Here is a 21432-nt window from a genome sequence, read left to right as displayed (position 1 = left end):
TCACCATCAGGAATTGATATGTCAAACGATCTTCGTCCCACCCCGCTTTCGCGCCGGCGTTTCATCGGCGCCGCTGCCGTCACGCTTGCCGGCGCCGCAATGAGCCGTTTCGCCTTCGCTGAATCGAAGCCGTCGGCCGGCGGACTCACGCAGATTGCCGCCGGCGATCCGTCTTCGATTCGTCCGCTGCGCGTGCAGGTGCCGGAAGCGGCGCTGACCGATCTGCGGCGCCGTATCGTCGCGACGCAATGGCCCGAGCGCGAAACGGTCGACGACGCCTCGCAAGGCGTGCAACTCGCGACCATGCAACGGCTCGCCAGCTACTGGGCCAACGACTACGACTGGCGCAAGGTGGAGGCGAGGCTCAACTCGCTGCCGCAATACGTCACGGAAATCGACGGGCTCGATATTCACTTCATCCACGTGCGCTCGAAGCACGAGAACGCGCTGCCGATCATCGTCACGCACGGCTGGCCCGGCTCGATCATCGAGCAGCTGAAGATCATCGAACCGCTGACCAACCCGACCGCGCATGGCGGGAGCGCATCCGATGCATTCCACGTCGTCATTCCCTCGCTGCCGGGCTACGGTTTCTCGGGCAAGCCGACGAAGACCGGTTGGGACCCGCAGCGTGTCGCTCGCGCCTGGGTCGTGCTGATGGACCGGCTCGGCTACAAGCGCTACGCCGCGCAAGGGGGCGACTGGGGCAATGCCGTGACGGAACAGCTCGCGCTGCTCAAGCCGGCAGGACTCGTGGGCATTCACACCAACATGCCCGCGACCGTGCCCGACGCCGTCGCCAAGTCGCTCAAGGACGGCACGCCGCCGCCGGCCGGGCTTTCGCCGGAAGAGCAGCACGCGTACGACCAGCTCGATTACTTTTACAAACATGGTCTGGGCTACGCGCTCGAAATGGCGAACCGCCCGCAAACGCTCTACGCGATCCAGGATTCGCCAGTCGGCCTCGCTGCATGGATGCTCGACCACGACGCGAGCGGTCAGGCGATGATCGCGCGCGTGTTCGCGGGCCAGCCCGAAGGCCTGACGAGGGACGACGTGCTCGACAACGTCACGCTCTACTGGCTGACGAAGACGGCGGTCTCCTCCGCGCGCCTGTATTGGGAAAACAAGCTCAACTTTTTCGAGCCCAAGCATGTGGAGCTGCCGGTTGGCGTGAGCGTCTTCCCGGACGAAATCTACGCCGCGCCGAAGAGCTGGACAGAACGCGCCTACCCCAGGCTGGTTCACTACAATCGACTTCCGAAAGGCGGCCATTTCGCCGCATGGGAGCAGCCTGCCGCGTTCACGGAAGAAGTTCGCGCGACCTTCAGGACGCTGCGTCAGCCCGCCTGACGCAATGCCGCACGCGTGAGCTTTCGGGTGTCCGACGATTTTACCAAGGACTCCGAAGGCTCGCGCTATCGCCAGCGGCAAAAGCCACGGAGCGCCCGTGCGACGGACGGATACAACGGCCGCCCCTTCTCCCAAATACTGCACAACGCGAGACCGCCAGCATCGCTCAACGGGAAAAAACGGCGCAAATTCCGGCGCTTTTCCACGAATAGGAAATCGCGCACTTCGCGGACAATGCCGGTCATAGCCCGATTTGCGGCTGTTTCAACCGTGCGCCCGCGGGCGCAAGTCAAACTTCGATGTCAAAAAAAGAAAGGTGATTGTTTTGTTTGCCCGGATATTCCTGCTGTGGATGGCGTCGTTGATGCTCGTGCAAGTCGGTTTTCGATATCTCGATGCGGAATCGCTGCTCTATTTCGGCGACACGGCATTCGAACCGGCTTCCGCGCCGCAGGCCGCCCAGCAGCAGGACGCCGAACTGGAACTGGAGCTGGCCGCGCAAGGTGCGAGCGTCCGTGGGATCGCCCCGCTGGTCTCGATCAAGCCGGACATCGTCAATCTCGGCCCCGAGGTGGCGCCCCATCTGCGCGATGCCATCTGGGCGCCGCCTGCCGGGACGGCCTCGAACGCCGCCTATCTGCGTGAAGCCTGTTCGTCCGGCGTCACGCGCCTGAAGATGGCCGCCCGCGGGTTCGATGCGCGATTCGCGGCGCTCATGCTGGCGCTCGGCGTGCTGCTGTTCGCATTGCGCGCCTGGTGGCTGCAGACGGTGCGCCACGATCTGCTCGCCATGATCGCCACTCTGCGCGTCGCGTCGAGCGGCGACGGCCCGGCACCCGCGCTCGCGCTCGTGGACTGCCCGCGCAAGCTGCATGGCCTCGCCCGCGCGATCGGCGATCTGTTGTGCCGCCGCACCGGTGCAGTCGAAGACCAGTCGGCTACCTTCGCCGCTTTCCTGCGGCAGACCGAATCGCGGGTGGCGCGGTTGCGCGTGTATGCGATGACCGTCCCGCGCTGGAACTTGCGCGTGGCGCTCGTCGAGGACATCGATCTCTTCCAGGACCTCGCGCGCCAGTTCGTCGACACGGCCGGCCAGGGCGGCGCGAATCATGCGCCCGTGAACGTGGACGCGTATCTGAAGGACCGCTTCGTCTACGGCGCGAATGCGGACGCGAGCATCGTGCTGCGGCTGGACGCCGGCGAGGCGTTTGCGCTGCCGCGCTCCGCGCTCGTGCGGCTCGTCGACAATCTCGTGGGCAACGCCCAGGCGCACGGCATGCCGCCCATCGAGATCTGCACGGCGCGCGGGCCGCGCTCGTGGACCTTGAGCGTGCGGGATCACGGCGAAGGCGTAGCCGCGAGTCTGCCCGAGGGTGGCGCGCCGGCGTCGCCGTTGCCCGCCTCGCGCGCCGCGAGCCTGCGGCTCGACTCGCATTGGGGCATGGGCCTGTCGATCGTGCGGCGGCTCGCGCGCCTGTGCAACGCGAAGCTCAAGATCGGCAATCATCCCGAGGGCGGCCTCTGGGTGCGCGTGATCGTGCCGATGGACAAAGCGCGCCACGCCTGACGCGACACCCGCCCCTCAAGCCCCCAGCAGCACGCCGCTGCGTATCGGCCGGGTGCCCGTCACGCGGCCGAGCGGCGCGCCGGCCGTGACGAAGCGAATCGCCCTGCGCATATAGAAAACACCTTCCGCGGTGCTCTCCATCGTCGTCGTTGCGCCCGTCATCGGATCGACGATGTCGAAGAGCGGGTCGTTTTCGCGGATCCACGCGCCGATTTGCGCGCGGTGCACGAGAATGCCGCTGCACGGCGCATAGAATTGCGCGCTGCCGGCGAGCGGCGTGGCTGGCATCAGCAGCTCCGGCAGCGGCTTCACGTCGCCGCCGGTGAGCGCACCGCGCCAGCGCAGATAATCGATCAGCGCGTCGGCGTCCTGCTGCGCGCTTTCCCACGACACGTCGCGCTGGCCGCGGCACTCGATCGTCACCGCGGTAGGTCCGGCGGGCACGGGCTGCGTGGCCGGCATCTGCTGACGCAGTTGCCACCACAGCAGGCTATGCGCCTCGTCGAACGCCTGCGCGCCCGAATCGGTGGCGAGCAGTTGCGCGCGCGAGCCGAGGTAGCGCGCGAGCGGCTCGACATCGGGCCAGCCGGCCTCGCTCGTGTACACGTGCATGACCGCCTCGAGCGAGCAATGCAGGTCGATGATGAGATCGGCGTCGTGCGAGAGCCTGAGCAGCGCCAGCTGGAGCGAATCGAATTCCGTGAGCGGCCCCTGCGCGTCGAGCGCTTCGCGCATCAACTGCCGGATCAGCTCGCGGTTGCGCTCGACGTCCGCGCCGAGCATCTCTTTCGCGCGCGCGAGCAGCTTCGGAAACGCGTGGAAATGGCGGTTGAAGTTCCTGCCGCTCGCGAGATCGAAGCGGCCGACGAACTGGCCGAGCACGTGCTGGTTCAGGCCCACGGGATTGGCGAGCGGTACGAGCACTACCTGCGCGGCGAGCGCGCCTTGCGCCTCGAGTTCCGCCAGTTGCGTGCGCAACAGCACGGCCGTCAGCATGGCGGGCGTTTCGTCGGCGTGCAGCGACGCCTGGATATAGACCTTCTGGGGCGCATCCGCGGGGCCGAAATGGAAGCTGGTCAGTTCGCGGTGTGTGCCCGGCGTGGCGCTCAGGAGCGGAATCGATTGCGGGTTCATGAATTCAGTGCGGTTTCAAAAATGTGTGCGGCGGCTCAGTTGCCGCTCAGTTTCCGTACGGATCGAAGTCGAAATAGCGATGCGCGATCTGCGCGTAGGTGCCGTCCTTGAGCATGGACGCGATCGCGTCGTTCATCTGCGCCTGCAGCGCGGTTTCGTCCTTGCGCATGCCGATGCCCGTGCCGCGGTCGCCCATCGAGAGCGGGCCGCCGGCAAACGCGAAGCCGTCGCCTTGCGGCGTGCGCAGGAAGCCGTAATCCGCTTCGACGTAGCCCAGCAGCGCGGCGTCGAGCCGCCCGTTGACGAGGTCGGCGAACACTTCGTCCTGGCTTTTGTAGGTGACGACGTGCACGCCCGCCGGCGCCCAGTTCGCGAGCGCATAGGTCTCGAACTGCGTGCCCGCCTGCACGCCGACCGACTTGCCGGCCAGCGACTGCGCGGTGGCGCCGAACGGGGCGCCCTTGCGCGCGACGAGCCGCGATTTGAACTGGAACAGCTTCGACGTGAAGAGGATTTGCTGTTCGCGCTTCGCGGTGATCGCCATCGACGACATGATCGCGTCGATCTTGCGCGCCTGCAGCGCCGGAATCATGCCCGAGAACTCCAGCTCGACCCACTGGCAACGCGCGTGAATCCGGCGGCAGATCTCGTTGCCGAGATCGACGTCGAAGCCTTTGAGCGAGCCGTCGGGCGCCTTGGCGTCCATGGGCGGATAGGTCGGATCGATGCCGAGGCGCACGATGTCGCCCTCGCGCGCGAAGGCATTGCTGCTCAGGGCCAGCGCGAGCGAAAGAAGGATCGACGGGATTTTTTTCATGATGAGCGATCAGTGAACGTGGGGGTCTCCTGCCGACCGATGGTAGGACGACGCTGCGTTCGGGAAAAGCTCGAATTCGTCTATCATGATCACTCATACCGATCACAGCCAGTCGTCGCCCATGAGTCTCACGCTCTCCCAGTTGCGCGTCTTCGTCGCCGTCGCCCAGCGTGGCAGTGTGCGGGCGGCCTCGCGCGCGCTCGGCGTGGCGCAGAGCGGCGTGACGCAGCAGTTGCAGAATCTCGAAGTCGAACTGGGCGGCCCGCTGCTCACACGCACGAATCGCGGCGTGACGCTCACGGCGCTCGGGCAGCGCATGCTGGTGCGCGCGGCATCGATTCTCGGCGAGTGCGAGCGTGCGAGCGAAGAGGCGCAGCAACTGCGCGGCGATTACGCGGGCGAAGTCGCGTTCGGCCTGACGACCGATCCGCTCATGGACGCGCTCGTGCCCGTGCTCGGGCAGTACAGCACGCGGTTTCCGCGCGTGGCGCTGCGCCTGCGCACGGGAACCTCGCGCATGATGATTTCGTGGATACGCGAAGGCACGCTCGATTTCGCGCTCGCCCTCGTTTCGGACCAGACCGATACGACCGATCTCTCGGTCACGGAGCTTTACCCGTCCGACCCGGTCGTCGTCTGCCGCCGCGACCATCCGAAGGCGGGGGCGCGCACCCTGCGCTCGCTCACGCACTGCCACTGGCTCGCGACGCGCTCGCCCAATATTGCGGACGCCTTCGCTTCGAGCCGGCTCACGACGTTCTTCACCGACCACGGCCTGCCGGCGCCGCGCATCGTCGCAACGGTGGAGGGGCTGTTCGAAACGCTGCATTGGGTCAGCGAGACGGATTGCCTCGCGCTGGAGTCGTCGGTGGTCGCCACGCGCGGCCCGTTTGCCGAGCGGCTCACGCGCATCAGAATCGCCGAGCGGCCGGCGGCGCAGCAGGTCTGTTTGCTGCAGCGCGCGGCCGTGCCGCTCACGCCTGCCGCACAGGAACTCGCGACGATGCTCGCTTCGTTTGCGCGGGCAGGCCGTGCGCCGCGTTGAGGCAGTTGTTACGCGCCTTGTCCTTGTATATAGGCACCAAGCCCCGACGCCAGCGCCGCAAACGTTACCGTGCAGCGCGCGCTCGTGCGCAAATCCTCGTGCATGGCCACCCACGTATCCAGACTCAGCGAGAACTCGTCGGGCAGGACGCGAACCAGCTTCGGGTCTCTGGCCGCCAACGGCGCCTGGCACCCGCCGATGCCGAAGCCAGCGCGTATCGCGCCCAGCTGCGCAAGATCGCTGTCGGCGCGAAATGCAAAGTTATTGCGACTGTAGGCGGCGAACCTGGGCTGAACCGAGCGAATGAACGCGTTCTCGTGATCGAAGCCGATGAGCGAATGGCGCGGCAACTCTTTCATCGACTTCGGCACGCCATGAAGCGCCAGATATCGTTCGTGGGCATGCAGCCCGACGTCGATCGCGCCAACACGCTTGGCGATCAGCGCCTCTTGCACTGGCCGGAACATGCGTATTGCAATGTCCGCTTCACGTCGCAGCAGGTCGTCCGCCCTGTTTGACAGCACGAGTTCGATCCTCAGTTCCGGATAGTCGTGGCGCAGGCCTGCCAGGATCGGCGGCAAGACCTCGACGCCGATGACTTCGCTCGCCGTCAAACGCACGGTCCCGCGCACGCCCGAGCCGTGACTGCTCGCCGCGCGGCGCAAGGCTGCCGTCGTCATCGCAAGACCGACGGCATACGGCCTCAACTCATTGGCCGCCTCGGTCGGCGAGAACCCATCGGACGAGCGCGTAAACAGCGTGAGTCCCAGCGCCGCCTCCAGACTTTCGATGTGGCGCCCAACGGTCGGCTGCGTGATGCCCAGCGCGCGGGCGGCCGCCGAGAGCGAGCCGCTTTCCAAGACCTGCAGAAAGCTCCGGTACCACTCCCAGTTCGGTTCCTTGTCGGCCATACTTCGTCCCCAATTCAGATCGCAGGCTATGCATAAATGTATAGCTTATGGTCTATTTTCGCCAATTTTCTATTGACGGCAAGCGGCGCAGAATGCCCCTCATCACAGCTCACCCGTCAGGAGAACCCGCATGAACGCCACCCCCATCAATCGACAGAACCGCGCACTCGTACTCGGCGCCAGCGGCGGAATCGGCAGCGAAGTCGCCCGCCAGTTGCTCGACGCCGGCTGGCAAGTCCGCGCGCTGCGGCGCGGCGGTGCGCCGGGCGCGGCGGCGGCCGGCGCCATCGAATGGCTCGACGGCGACGTGCTCTCGCGCGAGGCGGTGGTACGCGCGGCGCGGGGTTGCGCGGTGATCGTGCACGCCGTCAACCCGCCGGGCTACCGGCGCTGGGCGCAGGTCGTGCTGCCGATGATCGACAACACGCTCGCCGCCGCGGCCGCCGTGGGCGCGACCGTCGTGCTGCCGGGCACCGTCTACAACTTCGGGCCCGACAGCTTCCCGGTGCTGCGTGAAGATTCGCCCCAAAAGCCGCTCACGCGCAAGGGCGCGATTCGCGTGGAACTGGAGCGGCGCATGCGGGCCGCGAGCGAGTATGGCGTGCGCTCGATCGTCGTGCGCGCGGGCGACTTTTTCGGGCCGCACGTGGGCAACAGCTGGTTTGCGCAAGGGATCGTGAAGCGTGACGAGCCGGTGCAGGTCGTGCGCCAGCCGGGGACGCGCGGCGTGGGCCACGCGTGGTCGTACGTGCCCGACGTCGCGCGCACGATGCTCGAGCTGATCGAACGGCGCGACACGCTGCCCGCGTTCGCGGTGTTCCACATGGCCGGCCACTGGGATGCCGATGGCTCGCAGTTCGTCGAAGCGATCTGCCGCGTCGCCCGGCGCCACGGTCTGAAGCCGCAAAGCAAGCCCTTCGCCTGGGCCTTCATGCGCGCGATCTCGCCGTTCGTGACGACGCTGCGCGAACTGATGGAGATGCGCTATTTGTGGAGCGAGCCGTTGCAGCTCGACAACGCCCGCCTCGTCCGCGAACTCGGGCACGAGCCGCATACGCCGCTCGACGAAGCCGTCGAGGCGACGCTCATGGGCCTGAACTGCCTCGGCGCCGACGAGCGCGCGCCGAAGGCAGCTTAAGGGTTACGCTTGCCCGCGCCGCGCGCTTTGATACGGATTCCGAATCTCAATGCGAGTGGCTCGGCACTTCCGAGCCGCGGCAGCCCACCAGGAAGTCGAAGTCGCAGCCCTCGTCGGCCTGCAACACGTGCTCGACATAAAGCTTGCGATACCCGCTGCGATCGGCGGGGATGGGCTGCTGGTTCGCGGCCCACTCGTCGAGCCGCGCGACGATTGCCTCGTCGCGGATATCCACGCGCAGCACGCCCTTTTCGCAGTCCAGCTCGATCCAGTCGCCGTCGCGCACGATCGCGAGCGGGCCGCCCGCGCGCGCTTCAGGCGCCACGTGCAGCACCACGGTGCCGTACGCCGTGCCGCTCATACGCGCATCCGACACACGCACCATGTCGGTCACGCCCTGCGCAAGCAGCTTGGGCGGCAGGCCCATGTTGCCCACCTCGGCCATGCCCGGATAACCCTTGGGCCCGCAGTTCTTCATGACGAGCACCGAATCGGCGGTAACGTCGAGATCGGGATCGCCGATGCGCGCCTTGTAGTCGTCGAAGTTCTCGAACACCACGGCAGGCCCGCGATGCTTCAACAGCTTCTGCGTGGCCGCCGACGGCTTCAGCACCGCCCCATTCGGCGCGAGATTGCCGCGCAGCACGCACAGCGCGCCGTCTTTCACGAGCGGATTGTCGAGCGGGCGAATGACTTCGGCATTGTGAATGGGCGCATCGCGCACGTTTTCCCACAGCGTCTTGCCGTTGGCCGTGAGCGCATCGGGATGCGGCAGCAGGTTCGCTTCGCCGAGGCGCCGCAGCACGGCGGGCAAGCCGCCCGCGTAATAGAACTCCTCCATCAGGAAACGGCCCGAAGGCTGCAGGTCGACGAGGGTCGGCGTGCCTCGTCCGATGCGCGTCCAGTCGTCGAGTTCGAGCGGCACGCCGATGCGTCCCGCGATCGCCTTCAGGTGGATCGCCGCATTGGTCGAGCCGCCGATCGCCGCGTTCGTGCGGATGGCGTTCTCGAACGCCGCGCGCGTAAGCAGCTTCGAGAGGCGCAGGTCTTCGAGCGCCATCTCCACGATGCGCATGCCCGACATATGCGCGAGCACGTAGCGGCGCGCGTCCACGGCCGGAATCGCCGCGTTGTGCGGCAGCGTGACGCCCAGCGCTTCGGCCATGCACGCCATGGTCGAAGCCGTGCCCATGGTGTTGCAGGTGCCCGCCGAGCGCGACATGCCCGACTCCGCCGACATGAACTCGTGGATCGAAATCTTGCCCGCCTTCACCTGCTCGCTCAGTTGCCACACCACCGTGCCCGAACCGATATCGCGCCCTTCGTGCTTGCCGTTGAGCATCGGGCCGCCGGTCACGGCAATCGCAGGCACGTCGCAACTGGCCGCGCCCATCAGCAGTGCGGGCGTGGTCTTGTCGCAGCCCACCAGCAGCACGACGGCATCGACCGGATTGCCTCGTATGGATTCCTCAACATCCATCGAAGCGAGGTTGCGCGTGAACATGGCCGTGGGCCGCAGGTTCGACTCGCCGTTCGAGAACACGGGAAACTCGACAGGAAATCCGCCGGCTTCGTAGATGCCTCGTTTGACGTGCTCGGCGAGCTTGCGAAAATGCGCGTTACAGGGCGTGAGTTCTGACCACGTATTGCAAATGCCGATAATCGGCTTGCCGGCGAACTCGTGATCCGGTATTCCCTGGTTCTTCATCCAGCTCCGGTACATGAAGCCGTTTTTATCCGTGGTGCCGAACCACGCGGCCGAGCGAAGCTTGGGCTTACGGGTGTTCATGGCTTTGCCCACTTAGTGAGAAAGTCCTATAAATAGCATGACTATATGGACTGCGATTATCGGGAAAACGCTAATCGAATCCGTTCCGGCCGTTGCATATAGTTTGTCTATTGTGGTCAGCAGGGGCGGCTAACGGTATACCGAGAGGATATAACCGGAGGCCAGGGATGGCGCGATACTTCTCGTGATACTGTCCGGCCGTGATGGACGCGGGTGTAGCGCCATGAATTAAAGAAATACAACGCGCAGAGCTACATCGGAGACACGCATGAAACTGGCAACACGCATGGTAAGCGGGTTGGTCGCTGCGGCGGCCGCTTTCTCGTTGGCGGCGGGTGTCGCCCACGCCGAAGACAAGCAGATCACGCTAGGATTTGCGCAGGTCGGCGCGGAAAGCGCCTGGCGCACGGCCAACACGGTGTCGGTCAAACAGGCCGCGAAAGACGCCGGCATCAACCTCAAGTTCTCGGACGCCCAGCAGAAGCAGGAAAACCAGATCAAGGCGATCCGCTCGTACATCGCCCAGAAGGTGGACGTGATCGCGTTCTCGCCCGTGGTGGAATCGGGCTGGGAGCCGGTGCTGCAGGAAGCCAAGCGCGCCAGGATTCCCGTGATCCTCACGGACCGCAACATCGACGTGAAGGACCAGTCGCTCTACGTGACGATGATCGGTTCGGACTTCATGGAAGAAGGCCGCCGCGCGGGCAAGTGGCTTGAAGATCACTACAAGGACAACCCCGGCCCGATCAATATCGTCGAGCTGCAGGGCACCGTGGGTTCCGCGCCGGCCAACGACCGTCACTCGGGCCTCATGGAAGTGATCAAGAACGATCCGAAGTTCAAGATCATCGCGTCGCAAAGCGGCGACTTCACGCTCGCCGGCGGCAAGCAGGTCATGGAAGCGTTCGCGAAGACGTATGGAAACAAGATCAACGTCGTCTACGCGCATAACGACGACATGGCGCTCGGCGCGATCCAGGCCATGGAAGAAGCCGGCATGAAGCCGGGCAAGGACATCAGCGTCGTGTCGTTCGACGCCACCAAGGGCGGCTTCCAGGCGATGATCGCCGGCAAGATGAACGTCGATGTGGAGTGCAGCCCGCTGCTCGGGCCGCAGCTCATGAGCGCCGTGAAGGACGTCGTGGCGGGCAAGCAATTGCCCAAGCGCATCGTGACGAACGAAACGGTGTTCCCGGAGGACGTGGCGGCGCAGGTGCTCCCGTCGCGCAAGTACTAAACTTCGCTGCAAGCGGCGCGGTGTGCTTCGTAACCCTTAGTATTTAAAGGGTTTACATAGCACCCCGCGCGCTCTGGCCTCATTCACGGTTGCCCATGAGCGTTTCCCCGATACTCGAAACCGTCGGTCTCACCCGAACCTTCCCCGGCGTGCGTGCGCTCGACCGGGTCGATTTTCGTCTGTACCCCGGCGAAATCCATACGCTGATGGGGCAGAACGGCGCCGGCAAGTCCACGCTCATCAACGTGCTGACCGGCGTGCACCAGCCCGAGGCGGGCGAAATACGCCTCGCGGGCGAGGCGGTGCACTTCCCGACGCCGCAGATGGCGGAGGCCGCCGGCATCCAGACGCTCTACCAGGAAGTCAATCTCTGCCCGAACCTCTCGGTGGCGGAGAACATTTTCGCGGGCCGCCAGCCGCGCAAGCGCGGCCTCGGCCTGATCGACTGGAAAACGATTCATCGCCGGGCGGAAGAAGCGCTCGCGGAACTGAATCTTTCGCTCGACGTCACGCAGTCGCTCGACACCTACCCCATCGCCATGCAGCAGATGGTGGCGATTGCGCGCGCGGTGTCCGTCGATGCGCGCATCCTCATTCTCGACGAACCGACTTCGAGCCTCGACGAAGGCGAAGTCGCGCGCCTGTTCGAGGTGCTGCGCAAGCTGAAAGCGTCGGGCATCGCGATCCTGTTCGTCACGCATTTTCTGGAGCAGACCTACGCGATCTCCGATCGCATCACGGTGATGCGCAACGGCGAGCGCGAGGGCGAATATCTCGCCGCCGATCTGCCGGTGCAAACGCTGGTCGCGAAGATGGTGGGCCTGCAGAACGCGGGCGAGCGGCTCACGCAAGCCGAAGCGGCGCACGGCGAGACGGTGGCAACGAACGCCGAGCCGTATCTCGCGGCGCAAGGCGTGGCGCGCCGCGGCGTGCTCAATCCACTCGATCTGGAAGTACAGCCGGGCCAGATTCTGGGCCTCGCTGGCCTGCTCGGCTCGGGCCGCACGGAGACCGCCCGCCTGCTGTTCGGCGCGGACAAGGCCGATGCGGGCACGGTGCACATCAACGGCAAGGCGGTGAAGCTTTCTTCGCCGCGCGACGCCGTGCGCCACGGCATGGCTTATTGCCCCGAAGACCGCAAGAAGGAAGGCATCGTCGCCGATCTGTCGATCCGCGAAAACATCGTGCTGGCGCTGCAGGCGCAACTCGGCTGGTGGCGCATGATCCGGCGCTCGCGCCAGCGCGAACTGGCCAACGAATATATCGAGCAGCTCGGCATCAAGGCGCGCGACGCCGAACAGCCCATCGGCCTGCTTTCGGGCGGCAACCAGCAGAAGGTGCTGCTCGCGCGCTGGCTCGCGACCAAACCGCGTTTGCTGATCCTCGACGAACCGACGCGCGGCATCGACGTGGCCGCCAAGTTCGAAATCATGGACCGCGTGCGCGCGCTCTGCGCAAAGGGCCTCGGCATCCTGTTCATTTCGTCGGAGATCAGCGAGGTGGTGCGCGTGAGCGACCGCATCGCCGTGCTGCGCGACCGGCGCAAGGTGGCCGAGCTTTCGGGCGCGGCGCGCTCGGAGCACGAAGTCTACGACCTGATTGCCGGAGACCGTCGATGACGCGCCCCGCCCTGCCCGCCTGGCTTTCGCTCGTCATCCGGCATCCGCTGGTGTGGCCCGCGGTGACGCTCATCGCGCTGTTCGTCGTCGATGTCGTGCATCGCGGCAATTTCCTCTCGATCACGATGCTGGGCGGGCACCTGTTCGGCGCGCCCATCGACATCCTCATGCGCGCCGCGCCGCTCGTCGTGGTGTCGCTCGGCATGACGCTCGTGATCGCCACACGCGGCATCGACATTTCCGTGGGCGCCGTGGTGGCGATCGCGGGTGCGGCGGCCGCCACGGTGCTCGCCGCCGATCCTTCGCGCGTGGGCCTGGCGTTCGGCGCGGCGCTCGCGGTCGGCCTGCTCGCCGGCATCTGGAACGGGCTGCTCGTCGCGTTCGTCGGCATGCAGCCGATCATCGCCACGCTCATCCTGATGGTGGCGGGCCGCGGCGTGGCGCAGCTGCTCACGGGCGGCCAGATCATCCCCATCGGCGCGCCCGGTTATCTGTTCGCGGGCGGCGGCTATTTCGCGCTGATCCCGTGCGCCGTGTGGATTGCGCTCGCCGTGACCGTGCTCACTGCCCTCATCGTCAACCGCACGGCGCTCGGCCTGTTCATCCGCTCGATCGGCGTGAATCCGGTGGCCGCGCGCCTTGCGGGCCTGTCGTCGCAAGCCGTGGTGTTCGGCGCGTACGCGTTCTGCGGCGTGACCGCCGCGATTGCGGGCATTCTCATCAGCTCGAACGTACGCAGCGCCGACGGCAACAACGCGGGCCTGCTGCTCGAACTCGACGCCATCCTCGCCGTGACGCTCGGCGGCACGTCGCTGCTGGGCGGGCGCTTCAGTCTCGCGGGCACGGTGCTCGGCGCGCTCATCATCCAGACGCTCACCTACACCACCTATTCGATCGGCGTGCCGCCCGAGGCCACGCTCGTCGTGAAGGCCGTGGTCGTGCTGCTCGTGTGCCTGATCCAGTCGCCCGCCGCGCGCACCTTCGCTTTTCAACAACTCAAACGCATCGCGCTCGCGCGCCGCGCGCGCGCCTGAGTCGCCATGCACCCATTCGGGGGAAGCCGAGCATGAACCGCCCTGCCCTGTCCTTTTCGAACACGCTCGCAGCGTGCCGGCGCGGCGCCACCCGCTTCGTCGATCCGCGCGTGCTGCCCATCGTCGTGACCGTCGTGCTGTTTGCCGTGCTGTTCGGCTTCGGCTCGGTCATGTACACCGGCTTCTTCTCGCTTCAGGTGGCCTTCGGGCTGCTGGTCGACAACGCGTTCCTGCTGATCGTCGCCATCGGCATGACATTCGTGATCATCTCGGGCGGCATCGATCTTTCGGTGGGCGCCGTGGTCGCGCTCACGACGATTCTCTGCGCCGCGGGCACCGAGAAGCTGCACTGGCCCGTGCTCGTCGTCGTGCCGCTCGTGTTGCTCTGCGGCGCGCTCTACGGCGCGGCAATGGGCGCGCTGATCCACTTCTTCCGGCTGCAGCCTTTCATCATCACACTCGCAGGCATGTTCCTCGCGCGCGGCACCTGCTTTCTCATCACCACCGAATCCATCCAGATCAACGACCCCGGTTTTCACGCGCTCTCCGAATTCAACATTCCGGTGGGCAGCGGCTCGCTCACCACGGGTTCGCTCACGGCCATCGCCATGCTCGCTGCGGGCATCGTCATCGCGCACTTCACGCGCTTTGGGCGCAACGTTTACGCGATCGGCGGCAACGAGCGCTCCGCGCTGCTCATGGGCTTGCCGGTGGCGCGCACCAAGATCGGCGTGTACGCGCTCTCGGGCTTTTGCTCGGCGCTCGGCGGCGTCGTGTTTACGCTCTACGTGCTCTCGGGCTACGGGCTGCAGGCGCAAGGCATGGAACTCGACGCCATCGCCGCGACCGTGATCGGCGGCACGCTGCTCACAGGCGGTGTGGGCTATGTGATCGGCTCGGTGTTCGGCGTGGGCATTCTGGGCACGATCCAGACGCTCATTACCTTCGACGGCACGCTCAGTTCGTGGTGGACGCGTATCGTGATCGGCGCGCTGCTCTGCGCGTTCTGCCTCATGCAGCGCGCCACTGAGCGCCACGCCGCGCGCCGCAAGTCCACGGGCACGGGACGCGGCGCACCGCGCACCACGCGGCCGCAAGCCGCCGCGCCGATGGATCAGGCCAAGCTCGCCAGCCCGCCGCCGCACATGCAGGAGGCGAAAGGCGGTGCGTAAGCCGCTTGTCATGGACGATCCTCGCCACGGCAGGGCCTATGGAGTAGTTAGGGGTATACATGGATTAGGAGGCCTCATCACGCTGCACTAAGATTTTTGCGGTACCGTCGGCGCCTGGCGAACTCATGTTCGCTGCGGATGTCTCGCGCGTTCCCCCGGTACTGGCCAGTATCTGCACGCTTTTCGACGAAAAGTCGCCTACATCGACCACGATGACAAGACCGGAGGAAAACATGGCGCAGGATCGGGATGACGCAAAAGACGGTAAGAGCTTGATCGACACGGGCCGGCGCGGCCTGATGCAGGGTGCGGGACTGGGCGCGGCGCTTTCGCTGCTCGGTGCGGTGGGCGGCGGCGGCTTCATTTCCACGGCGCAGGCCGCCGAATCGGGCTTTCCTTCGCACAAGAAGTGGAAGATCGTGTTCGTCAATCACGTCACCACGAATCCGTTCTTCGTGCCGACGCAATACGGCATTCAGGACGCATGCTCGCTGCTCAACATGGACTACCAGTGGACCGGCTCGGCCACGTCCGACGCGGGCGAAATGGTGCGCGCCGTGAATGCGGCCATCGCCGCGAAGGCCGATGCGATCGCGGTGCCGATCGTCGACCCCACCGCCTTCGACAAGCCCATTCAGGCGGCGCTCGACGCGGGCATTCCGGTGTTCGCCTATAACGCCGACGCGCCGCGCGGCAAGAAGAACCCGCGCCTCGCCTATATCGGCCAGGACCTGTATCTCTCGGGCTACCAGATGGGCGAGCGCATCGTGAGCCTGATCGACAGCGGCCTCGTCGGCCTGTTCATCGCCACCCCGGGCCAGCTCAATATCCAGCCGCGTCTGGACGGCGCGAGCGACGCCATCAAGAAGTCCGGCAAGAAGATCGAGATCCAGACCGTGGCCACGGGCGCGACCGTCAACGAAGAACTTTCGAAGATCAAGTCGTTCTACCTGGGCCACCAGGACCTGAAGGGCATGTTCGCCGTGGATGCGGGCAGCACGCAGGGCGTCGCGCAGGTGATGAAGGAAAACAACCTGCCTTCGAAAGGCGTGCACGGCGGCGGCTTCGACCTCTTGCCGACCACGGTCCAGCTCATCCACGAAGGCTATCTCGACTTCACGATCGACCAGCAGCCGTACGTGCAGGGCTTCTACACGGTGATGCAGGCGTTCGTGACACTCGCCTCGGGCGGTCTGGTCGGCCCCGCCGACACGAACACGGGCCTGAAGTTCGTGACGAAGGAAACGGTCGAGCCGTACCTCAATACCTCGACGCGTTTCGAAGGCAAGACCACCAAGCCGCAAATCGTGCCGATGAGCGGTGCGATCAAGTCTTAACAAACAGCGCGTAACGAACGACGAGTGATGAACTCTGTGAACGAAACTGGCAAGGCTGAAGTCTCCGCGCGGGCTGCTGCCCGCCCGCGCGGGCAATGGCTCTCCGCGTGGGCGCCCGAGTTGCGTATTCTGCTCGTGGCAATGATCCTCGCGGCGTACTTCGAATTTTCCAACCGGGATTTCCTGCTCACCAACGCGAGTCTCGTCAACCTCTCGCAGTTCATCGCGCCGGTGGCGATCATCGCATTCGGCGAAATCATGCTGATGATCGGCGGCGACATCGATCTCTCGGCGGGCATGGTGTTCGCCTTCGCGCCGTTCATGATGGTGTTCGCCAACGATGCGGGCGCGCCCATGTGGCTCGCCGTGATCGCGGGGCTCGTGGCCGCGGGCATCGTCGGCTTCGTGAACGGGGCCGTGACCGTGTGGCTGCGCCTGCCCTCGTTCGTCACGACGCTCGGCACGCTCTTCCTCATCAACGGCATCACGCTCACCATTTCGCGCGGCACGCCGGTGCAGACGCCGGGCTCGCCCGAATTCGCGGCCTTCATGGGCGCGTGGGGCTATAGCGAGATCCTCTGGACGATCGTGATCGCGTTTGCCATGCACGTGCTGCTGCGCCACACGCGCTGGGGCCTGCATACGCAAGCGGCCGGCGCGAATCCGCTGGGCGCGAGCGAGGCCGGTATTCACGTGAACCGGCTGCGCCTCGGCAACTTCATCATTGCCGCCGTGCTCGCGGGCTTCACCGGCATTCTGGAAGGCTTTCGCATCACCTCGATCGACCCGCAGGCGGGCGGCAACCAGATCATGTTCCTCGCCGTGGCTTCGGCCGTGATCGGCGGCACGCCGCTCACGGGCGGCTCGGGCACGATCGTGGGCGGCCTGATCGGCGCGGCGGTGCTCGGCATTCTCAACGACGGCTTCACGCTCATCGGCATCAACGCGTTCACCTTCAACATCATCCTCGGCGCCGCGATTCTCGCCGCCATGGTCTTCAACATCCACGTTGGGCGCCTGCGCCGCAAAGGGAGCCGATGATGGACGAATCGCAAGCCTCCCCCGGCGGCGCGAGCGCCACGGCCAACGCGCCGCTCGCGGTGCGGGGCGACAACATCGTCAAGCGCTTCGGTGCGGTCACGGCGCTCGACGGCGTGTCGCTCACGCTCGGGCGCGGCGAAATCCTCGGCATTCTCGGCGACAACGGCGCGGGCAAGTCCACGCTCGTGAAGATCCTCACGGGTTTTCACCAGCAAACGAGCGGCACGCTGCAGATCGACGGCAGCGAAACGCTGCTGCGCTCGGTGGACCATGCGCGCTCGCTCGGCATCGAATGCGTTTATCAGGACCTCGCGCTCGCCAATTCGCTGAGCATTTACCACAACATGTTCCTGAACCGGGAAATCGTGCGGCGCGGGCCCTTCAGACTGCTCGACCACAAGCAGATGCGCCAGCGCGCGGCGCAGCTGCTCGACGACATCGGCGTGCACGTGCCCTCCGTGGACCTGCCCGTGGAGCGGCTTTCGGGCGGTCAGCGCCAGGCGATCGCGGTGGCGCGCGCCGTGCATTCGAACGCAAAGATCCTGTTGCTCGACGAGCCGCTCGCCGCGATGGGAGCGCGCGAAGCGGGTCTGATCATCGATCTCATCATGCGTTTGAAGGAAAAAGGCGGCCTATCGATTATCATGATCATGCACAACTATGCGCAGACGCTCGATATTGCGGATCGCATCATGTTGATGCAGCGAGGCCGCGTGACATACGAGCAGCACAGCGCCAATACATCGGTGGCTGAACTGATGGATATCGTGCGGCGGGAATATCGGGCCATGCGCGCCACCAGCGCGTAGTGGTTCCCACAATCAGGGGGACGCTCCGATCGGGTAGCCCCCGGCCGGACAATCATGGATTACCGCAATCTAGAGAAACGCAAGAGCATGCACGCGCGCATCGTGCAGGAGCTCGGCATGCAGATCGTAGGCGGCACGCTCGCCCCAGGGCAGCGCCTGCCGCCCGAACCCACGCTGTGCGAAACCTACGGCGTGAGCCGCCCCGTGCTGCGCGAAGCCACGCGCGTGCTGGTCGCCAAGGGCCTCGTGGTTTCGAAGCCGCGCGTGGGCAGCGTCGTACGGCCGCGCGAAGAATGGCACATGCTCGACCCCGACGTGCTGTACTGGACCGTCAACAGCATTCCCGAAGGCGAGTTCTTCCGCTCGCTCATGACCGTGCGGCAGATCATCGAGCCCGCCGCCGCCGCGCTCGCCGCGATTTCAGCGAACGACGAAGACCGCGCCCGCATTACCGCGGCCTACGCGCGCATGGAGCAGGCGCAAACCGCTGCCGACCTGCTCGAGCCCGATCTGGAATTCCACCGCGCGATCATGGCGGCCACGCACAACAACATGCTGGCGTACATCGGCAACATGCTCTCGCTCGCGCTTTCCGAGTCGATCAAGCTCACGAGCCGCCATCCCAACACGCATGCGCTTTCGTTGCCGCGCCACAAGGCGATTCTCACGGCGATCGAGCACGGCGACGCGCTTGCGGCACGGCAGGCGAGCGTCGTGCAGCTCGACAATGCGCGCGCCGACGCCAAGTCGATTCTGGGCGGGGCGGGGCTGGAAACCTGAGGCCCGCCGACTACTGACGCGCCGCCGCGCCAACGGCGCATTGCGGCGCGTCGACGTGCCCTTCCCTCACACTGCGCGTTTGCTGCGGCGGTACTGGTCGAACAGCACCGCGAGCAGCAGGATGCCGCCGCGAATCAGGTACTGATAGAACGTCGGCACGTTCATGAGGCTCATGGCGTCCTGCACCGAGCCCATGATGAGCACGCCCACCAGCACGCCCGAGATCGTCGCCACGCCGCCCGTGAGCGACACGCCGCCCAGCACGCAGGCCGAGATCACGCCGAGCTCGAGACCCACCGAGGTCTTCGGGTCGCCGAGGCTCATGCGCGAGGCCAGCATCACGCCCGCAAAGCCCGTAATGAGCCCTTGCAGCACGAACACCGTGATCTTGATGCGCGTGACCGGCAGGCCGGCCAGCCGCGCCGCTTCGCTATTGCCGCCCACCGCGAGCACGTTCTTGCCGAACACCGTCTTCTTGAGCAGGAAACCGAACACCACGAAGCCGATGATGTTGCTCCAGATCGGGAACGAGATGCCGAGGAACGAGCCGCCGCCCAGATCGAAGAAGCGCTCTTCGGAGATCATCACGGCGTCGCCGTTCGAGGTGAGGAACGCGAGGCCGCGCACCGCTTCCATCATCGCGAGCGTGGCGATCAGCGAGTTGATCTTGAAGCGCGCGATCAGCACGCCGTTCACGAGCCCCACGGCGCCGCCCGCGAGCACGCCCGCCGTAATGCCGAGCAGCACGCTATGCGACTGCGTGATGACCGTGGAGGCCACCACGCCCGCGAACGCCACGATCGAGGCGACCGAAAGATCGACCTCGCCGAGCGCGAGCACGAACATCATCGTGACGGCGATCGAGCCGATCAGCGTGACGGAGAGCAGCAGGCCCTGAATGTTGCGGGTCGTGAGGAAGTCGGGCACCGTGGCGGATAGCACCGCGAACAGCACCACGAACACCACCGCGATGCCCGATTTGTTGATCATGTCCCAGGCCCGCGCGCGCTGGGGGGTAATCGGCGCGGCGGCTTCGTTGACGGTAGGCGTGCCCTGTGGCTGCATGGCTTCACTCATTTCTGGTTCATCGTTACAAAAAGGATTTCAGCGCGGCAGCGCCATCTTGATCAGTTCGTCGGGCGAGGCTTCGGCCTTCGGCAGGCTGCCCGCGATCCGGCCTTCGCGCATGACGATGATGCGGTCCGACACGCCGATCACTTCGGCCAGGTCGCTCGACACCATGATCACGGTCTTGCCCGCTTCGGCGAGCTCGTACAGCAGGTTGTAGATTTCGGCGCGCGCCCCCACGTCGATGCCCCGCGTGGGCTCGTCCATCAGGAACACCTCGATGCGCTCGGCGAGCCAGCGCGACAGAATCACCTTCTGCTGGTTGCCGCCCGAAAGCGTGCCGATGGCCGTGTCGCCGTTGCGCGTCTTGATCGCGAGTTTCTTGATGTAGTCCTGCGCGAGATCGCGCTCGCGCCGCGCATCGAGCAGGAAGCGCGCGGGGCTGAAGTGGCGGCGCGCGCTGATGTTGAGGTTGTCGGCCACCGAGGCGATCGCGACGATGCCTTCCTGCTTGCGGTCCTCGGGGCAGAGCGCGAGGCCTGCGCGCACGGCGTCGCGCGGGCTCGCGAAATTGACGCGCTTGCCGTCGAGTTCGACATGGCCTGCGCTGGCGCGCGTCGCGCCGTAAATCAGCTTCATGAGTTCCGAGCGCCCGGCGCCCACGAGCCCGAAGAAGCCGACGATCTCGCCGCGCCGCGCCGTGAACGACACCGGCTCGGCCAGTCCAGGCCCCAGCAGGCCCTTCGCTTCGAGCAGCACGTCTCCCGCCTGGCGCGGGCGATAGCCGTACACGTCCTCGATCGAGCGGCCCACCATCGCCGCGATCAGGCGATTGCGGTCGAGATCGGCCACCGAGTCGAACGTTTCGATGCGCTTGCCGTCGCGGAACACCGTCACGCGGTCGCAGAGCTCATAGACCTCGTCCATGCGGTGCGTGACGTAGATGATCGCGCGGCCATCGGCGCGCAGCGCGTTGATGATGCGAAAGAGGTTCTCCGTCTCGCGCGCCGAGAGCGAGCTGGTCGGTTCGTCGAAGGCGATCACGCGCGCGTCGCGCATGAGCGCCTTGCCGATTTCGATCATCTGGCGCTGGCCGATGGAGAGGTTTTTCACCGGCGTGCGCGGATCGATGCGCTCGCCAAGCCGCTTGAGTTCATCCATCGCGCGCTTGACGAGCGTGCCTTCGTCGAGCACGCCGAGGCGGTTGGGCAACTGCCCGAGCATCAGGTTTTCCGCCACCGTCAGCTCGGGCACGAGATGCAGTTCCTGATAGATGATCGCGATACCCGCTTCGAGCGCCGCCTTGGTGGTCGTGAAGCGGTGCTCCACGCCACCCAGCTCGAGCGTGCCTTCCTGCGGCTGGTTCACGCCCGAGAGCACCTTGAGCAGCGTGGATTTACCCGCGCCGTTCTCGCCCATCAAGCCGTGCACTTCGCCGGCACGCACTTCCAGCGCCACGCGGTCGAGCGCGCGCACGCCCGGGAAGCTCACGGTAATGCCGTCGAGCTCCAGATACGCGCGATTCCCCTGTTGAGCGCCCTTCACCGCGTTCGCCTGCACGTTCGCGTCAGTCATGGTTTC

General features: G+C 65.8%; 18 protein-coding genes. 12 read left to right on the top strand and 6 right to left on the bottom strand.

The annotated features are described in order from the left end of the window. Nucleotides 1-18 precede the first annotated feature (18 nt). Entirely contained in the window at nt 19-1353 is a 1335-nt protein-coding gene (locus tag AB4Y42_RS06900) for an epoxide hydrolase family protein (RefSeq protein ID WP_368693738.1), read from the top strand. A 364-nt stretch (nt 1354-1717) separates the two neighbouring features. Then, nucleotides 1718-2920 (top strand): sensor histidine kinase, encoded by a 1203-nt coding sequence (locus AB4Y42_RS06895; RefSeq protein ID WP_368693737.1) that lies wholly within the window; start codon nt 1718-1720, stop codon nt 2918-2920. Nucleotides 2921-2935: 15 nt separating this feature from the next. Here the strand turns inward: AB4Y42_RS06895 and AB4Y42_RS06890 are convergent, their stop codons facing one another. Beyond that, entirely contained in the window at nt 2936-4054 is a 1119-nt protein-coding gene (locus AB4Y42_RS06890) for a succinylglutamate desuccinylase/aspartoacylase family protein (protein ID WP_368693736.1), read from the bottom strand. Between the two features lie 46 nt (nt 4055-4100). Beyond that, complete coding sequence (locus AB4Y42_RS06885) at nt 4101-4871, bottom strand: transporter substrate-binding domain-containing protein (protein ID WP_368691150.1); 771 nt, start codon at nt 4869-4871, stop codon at nt 4101-4103. Nucleotides 4872-4992: 121 nt separating this feature from the next. Here AB4Y42_RS06885 and AB4Y42_RS06880 point away from each other — a divergent pair, with 121 nt between their 5' ends. Further along, a complete protein-coding gene (locus AB4Y42_RS06880; protein ID WP_368691176.1) occupies nt 4993-5916 on the top strand; it encodes a LysR family transcriptional regulator in 924 nt (307 codons plus the stop codon). A gap of 8 nt (nt 5917-5924) precedes the next feature. Here AB4Y42_RS06880 and AB4Y42_RS06875 read toward each other — a convergent pair whose 3' ends face one another. Further along, on the bottom strand, nt 5925-6827 hold the full coding sequence (locus AB4Y42_RS06875; RefSeq protein ID WP_368691151.1) for a LysR family transcriptional regulator: 903 nt from the start codon (nt 6825-6827) through the stop codon (nt 5925-5927). Nucleotides 6828-6957: 130 nt separating this feature from the next. Between AB4Y42_RS06875 and AB4Y42_RS06870 the strand changes: the two genes are divergently transcribed. Beyond that, complete coding sequence (locus AB4Y42_RS06870; protein WP_368691152.1) at nt 6958-7965, top strand: NAD-dependent epimerase/dehydratase family protein; 1008 nt, start codon at nt 6958-6960, stop codon at nt 7963-7965. A gap of 46 nt (nt 7966-8011) precedes the next feature. Here the strand turns inward: AB4Y42_RS06870 and AB4Y42_RS06865 are convergent, their stop codons facing one another. Then, on the bottom strand, nt 8012-9754 hold the full coding sequence (locus AB4Y42_RS06865; RefSeq protein WP_368693735.1) for an IlvD/Edd family dehydratase: 1743 nt from the start codon (nt 9752-9754) through the stop codon (nt 8012-8014). Between the two features lie 286 nt (nt 9755-10040). On the opposite strand from AB4Y42_RS06865, the gene AB4Y42_RS06860 reads away from it, so the two are divergent. The 8 genes from AB4Y42_RS06860 (at nt 10041) to AB4Y42_RS06825 (ending at nt 18783) form a co-directional block, all read left to right on the top strand. After that, a complete protein-coding gene (locus AB4Y42_RS06860; RefSeq protein WP_368691177.1) occupies nt 10041-10991 on the top strand; it encodes an ABC transporter substrate-binding protein in 951 nt (316 codons plus the stop codon). A gap of 95 nt (nt 10992-11086) precedes the next feature. Further along, complete coding sequence (locus AB4Y42_RS06855) at nt 11087-12610, top strand: sugar ABC transporter ATP-binding protein (protein ID WP_368693734.1); 1524 nt, start codon at nt 11087-11089, stop codon at nt 12608-12610. Continuing rightward, nucleotides 12607-13644, top strand: a complete 1038-nt coding sequence (locus AB4Y42_RS06850; protein ID WP_342922938.1) for an ABC transporter permease — start codon at nt 12607-12609, stop codon at nt 13642-13644. Before AB4Y42_RS06855 ends, AB4Y42_RS06850 begins: the two co-directional genes overlap by 4 nt. Nucleotides 13645-13676: 32 nt before the next feature. Then, nucleotides 13677-14816 (top strand): galactofuranose ABC transporter, permease protein YjfF, encoded by a 1140-nt coding sequence (gene yjfF / locus AB4Y42_RS06845; protein ID WP_368693733.1) that lies wholly within the window; start codon nt 13677-13679, stop codon nt 14814-14816. A 233-nt stretch (nt 14817-15049) separates the two neighbouring features. Then, complete coding sequence (locus AB4Y42_RS06840; RefSeq protein WP_368691155.1) at nt 15050-16153, top strand: sugar ABC transporter substrate-binding protein; 1104 nt, start codon at nt 15050-15052, stop codon at nt 16151-16153. A 27-nt stretch (nt 16154-16180) separates the two neighbouring features. Further along, complete coding sequence (locus tag AB4Y42_RS06835) at nt 16181-17194, top strand: ABC transporter permease (protein ID WP_368691156.1); 1014 nt, start codon at nt 16181-16183, stop codon at nt 17192-17194. Then, nucleotides 17194-18003 (top strand): ATP-binding cassette domain-containing protein, encoded by an 810-nt coding sequence (locus AB4Y42_RS06830; RefSeq protein WP_342923044.1) that lies wholly within the window; start codon nt 17194-17196, stop codon nt 18001-18003. Before AB4Y42_RS06835 ends, AB4Y42_RS06830 begins: the two co-directional genes overlap by 1 nt. A 54-nt stretch (nt 18004-18057) precedes the next feature. Next, on the top strand, nt 18058-18783 hold the full coding sequence (locus AB4Y42_RS06825) for a FadR/GntR family transcriptional regulator (RefSeq protein ID WP_110854758.1): 726 nt from the start codon (nt 18058-18060) through the stop codon (nt 18781-18783). Nucleotides 18784-18849: 66 nt separating this feature from the next. Here AB4Y42_RS06825 and araH read toward each other — a convergent pair whose 3' ends face one another. Both araH and araG read right to left on the bottom strand, forming a co-directional pair. After that, complete coding sequence (araH, locus tag AB4Y42_RS06820) at nt 18850-19860, bottom strand: L-arabinose ABC transporter permease AraH (RefSeq protein WP_254315920.1); 1011 nt, start codon at nt 19858-19860, stop codon at nt 18850-18852. 27 nt (nt 19861-19887) lie between these two features. Then, the gene (gene araG / locus AB4Y42_RS06815) at nt 19888-21426 is read right to left on the bottom strand and encodes an L-arabinose ABC transporter ATP-binding protein AraG (RefSeq protein WP_368693732.1); all 1539 of its coding nucleotides are present in this window, start codon (nt 21424-21426) and stop codon (nt 19888-19890) included. Nucleotides 21427-21432 lie beyond the last annotated feature (6 nt).

Source organism: Paraburkholderia sp. EG286B (genome assembly GCF_040965655.1).
GTDB lineage: Bacteria > Pseudomonadota > Gammaproteobacteria > Burkholderiales > Burkholderiaceae > Paraburkholderia.
Note: the sequence above shows the minus strand (reverse complement) of the source record. Positions and strands in the feature narration are given on the sequence as shown.

Bases quoted from the DNA above. Each gene is read 5' to 3' on its own strand.
- AB4Y42_RS06900 (WP_368693738.1), top strand. From the start codon at position 19: ATGTCAAACGATCTTCGTCCCACCCCGCTTTCGCGCCGGCGTTTCATC.
- AB4Y42_RS06895 (WP_368693737.1), top strand. From the start codon at position 1,718: ATGCTCGTGCAAGTCGGTTTTCGATATCTCGATGCGGAATCGCTGCTC.
- AB4Y42_RS06890 (WP_368693736.1), bottom strand. From the start codon at position 4,054: ATGAACCCGCAATCGATTCCGCTCCTGAGCGCCACGCCGGGCACACAC.
- AB4Y42_RS06885 (WP_368691150.1), bottom strand. From the start codon at position 4,871: ATGAAAAAAATCCCGTCGATCCTTCTTTCGCTCGCGCTGGCCCTGAGC.
- AB4Y42_RS06880 (WP_368691176.1), top strand. From the start codon at position 4,993: ATGAGTCTCACGCTCTCCCAGTTGCGCGTCTTCGTCGCCGTCGCCCAG.
- AB4Y42_RS06875 (WP_368691151.1), bottom strand. From the start codon at position 6,827: ATGGCCGACAAGGAACCGAACTGGGAGTGGTACCGGAGCTTTCTGCAG.
- AB4Y42_RS06870 (WP_368691152.1), top strand. From the start codon at position 6,958: ATGAACGCCACCCCCATCAATCGACAGAACCGCGCACTCGTACTCGGC.
- AB4Y42_RS06865 (WP_368693735.1), bottom strand. From the start codon at position 9,754: ATGAACACCCGTAAGCCCAAGCTTCGCTCGGCCGCGTGGTTCGGCACC.
- AB4Y42_RS06860 (WP_368691177.1), top strand. From the start codon at position 10,041: ATGGTAAGCGGGTTGGTCGCTGCGGCGGCCGCTTTCTCGTTGGCGGCG.
- AB4Y42_RS06855 (WP_368693734.1), top strand. From the start codon at position 11,087: ATGAGCGTTTCCCCGATACTCGAAACCGTCGGTCTCACCCGAACCTTC.
- AB4Y42_RS06850 (WP_342922938.1), top strand. From the start codon at position 12,607: ATGACGCGCCCCGCCCTGCCCGCCTGGCTTTCGCTCGTCATCCGGCAT.
- yjfF (WP_368693733.1), top strand. From the start codon at position 13,677: ATGAACCGCCCTGCCCTGTCCTTTTCGAACACGCTCGCAGCGTGCCGG.
- AB4Y42_RS06840 (WP_368691155.1), top strand. From the start codon at position 15,050: ATGGCGCAGGATCGGGATGACGCAAAAGACGGTAAGAGCTTGATCGAC.
- AB4Y42_RS06835 (WP_368691156.1), top strand. From the start codon at position 16,181: ATGAACTCTGTGAACGAAACTGGCAAGGCTGAAGTCTCCGCGCGGGCT.
- AB4Y42_RS06830 (WP_342923044.1), top strand. From the start codon at position 17,194: ATGGACGAATCGCAAGCCTCCCCCGGCGGCGCGAGCGCCACGGCCAAC.
- AB4Y42_RS06825 (WP_110854758.1), top strand. From the start codon at position 18,058: ATGGATTACCGCAATCTAGAGAAACGCAAGAGCATGCACGCGCGCATC.
- araH (WP_254315920.1), bottom strand. From the start codon at position 19,860: ATGAGTGAAGCCATGCAGCCACAGGGCACGCCTACCGTCAACGAAGCC.
- araG (WP_368693732.1), bottom strand. From the start codon at position 21,426: ATGACTGACGCGAACGTGCAGGCGAACGCGGTGAAGGGCGCTCAACAG.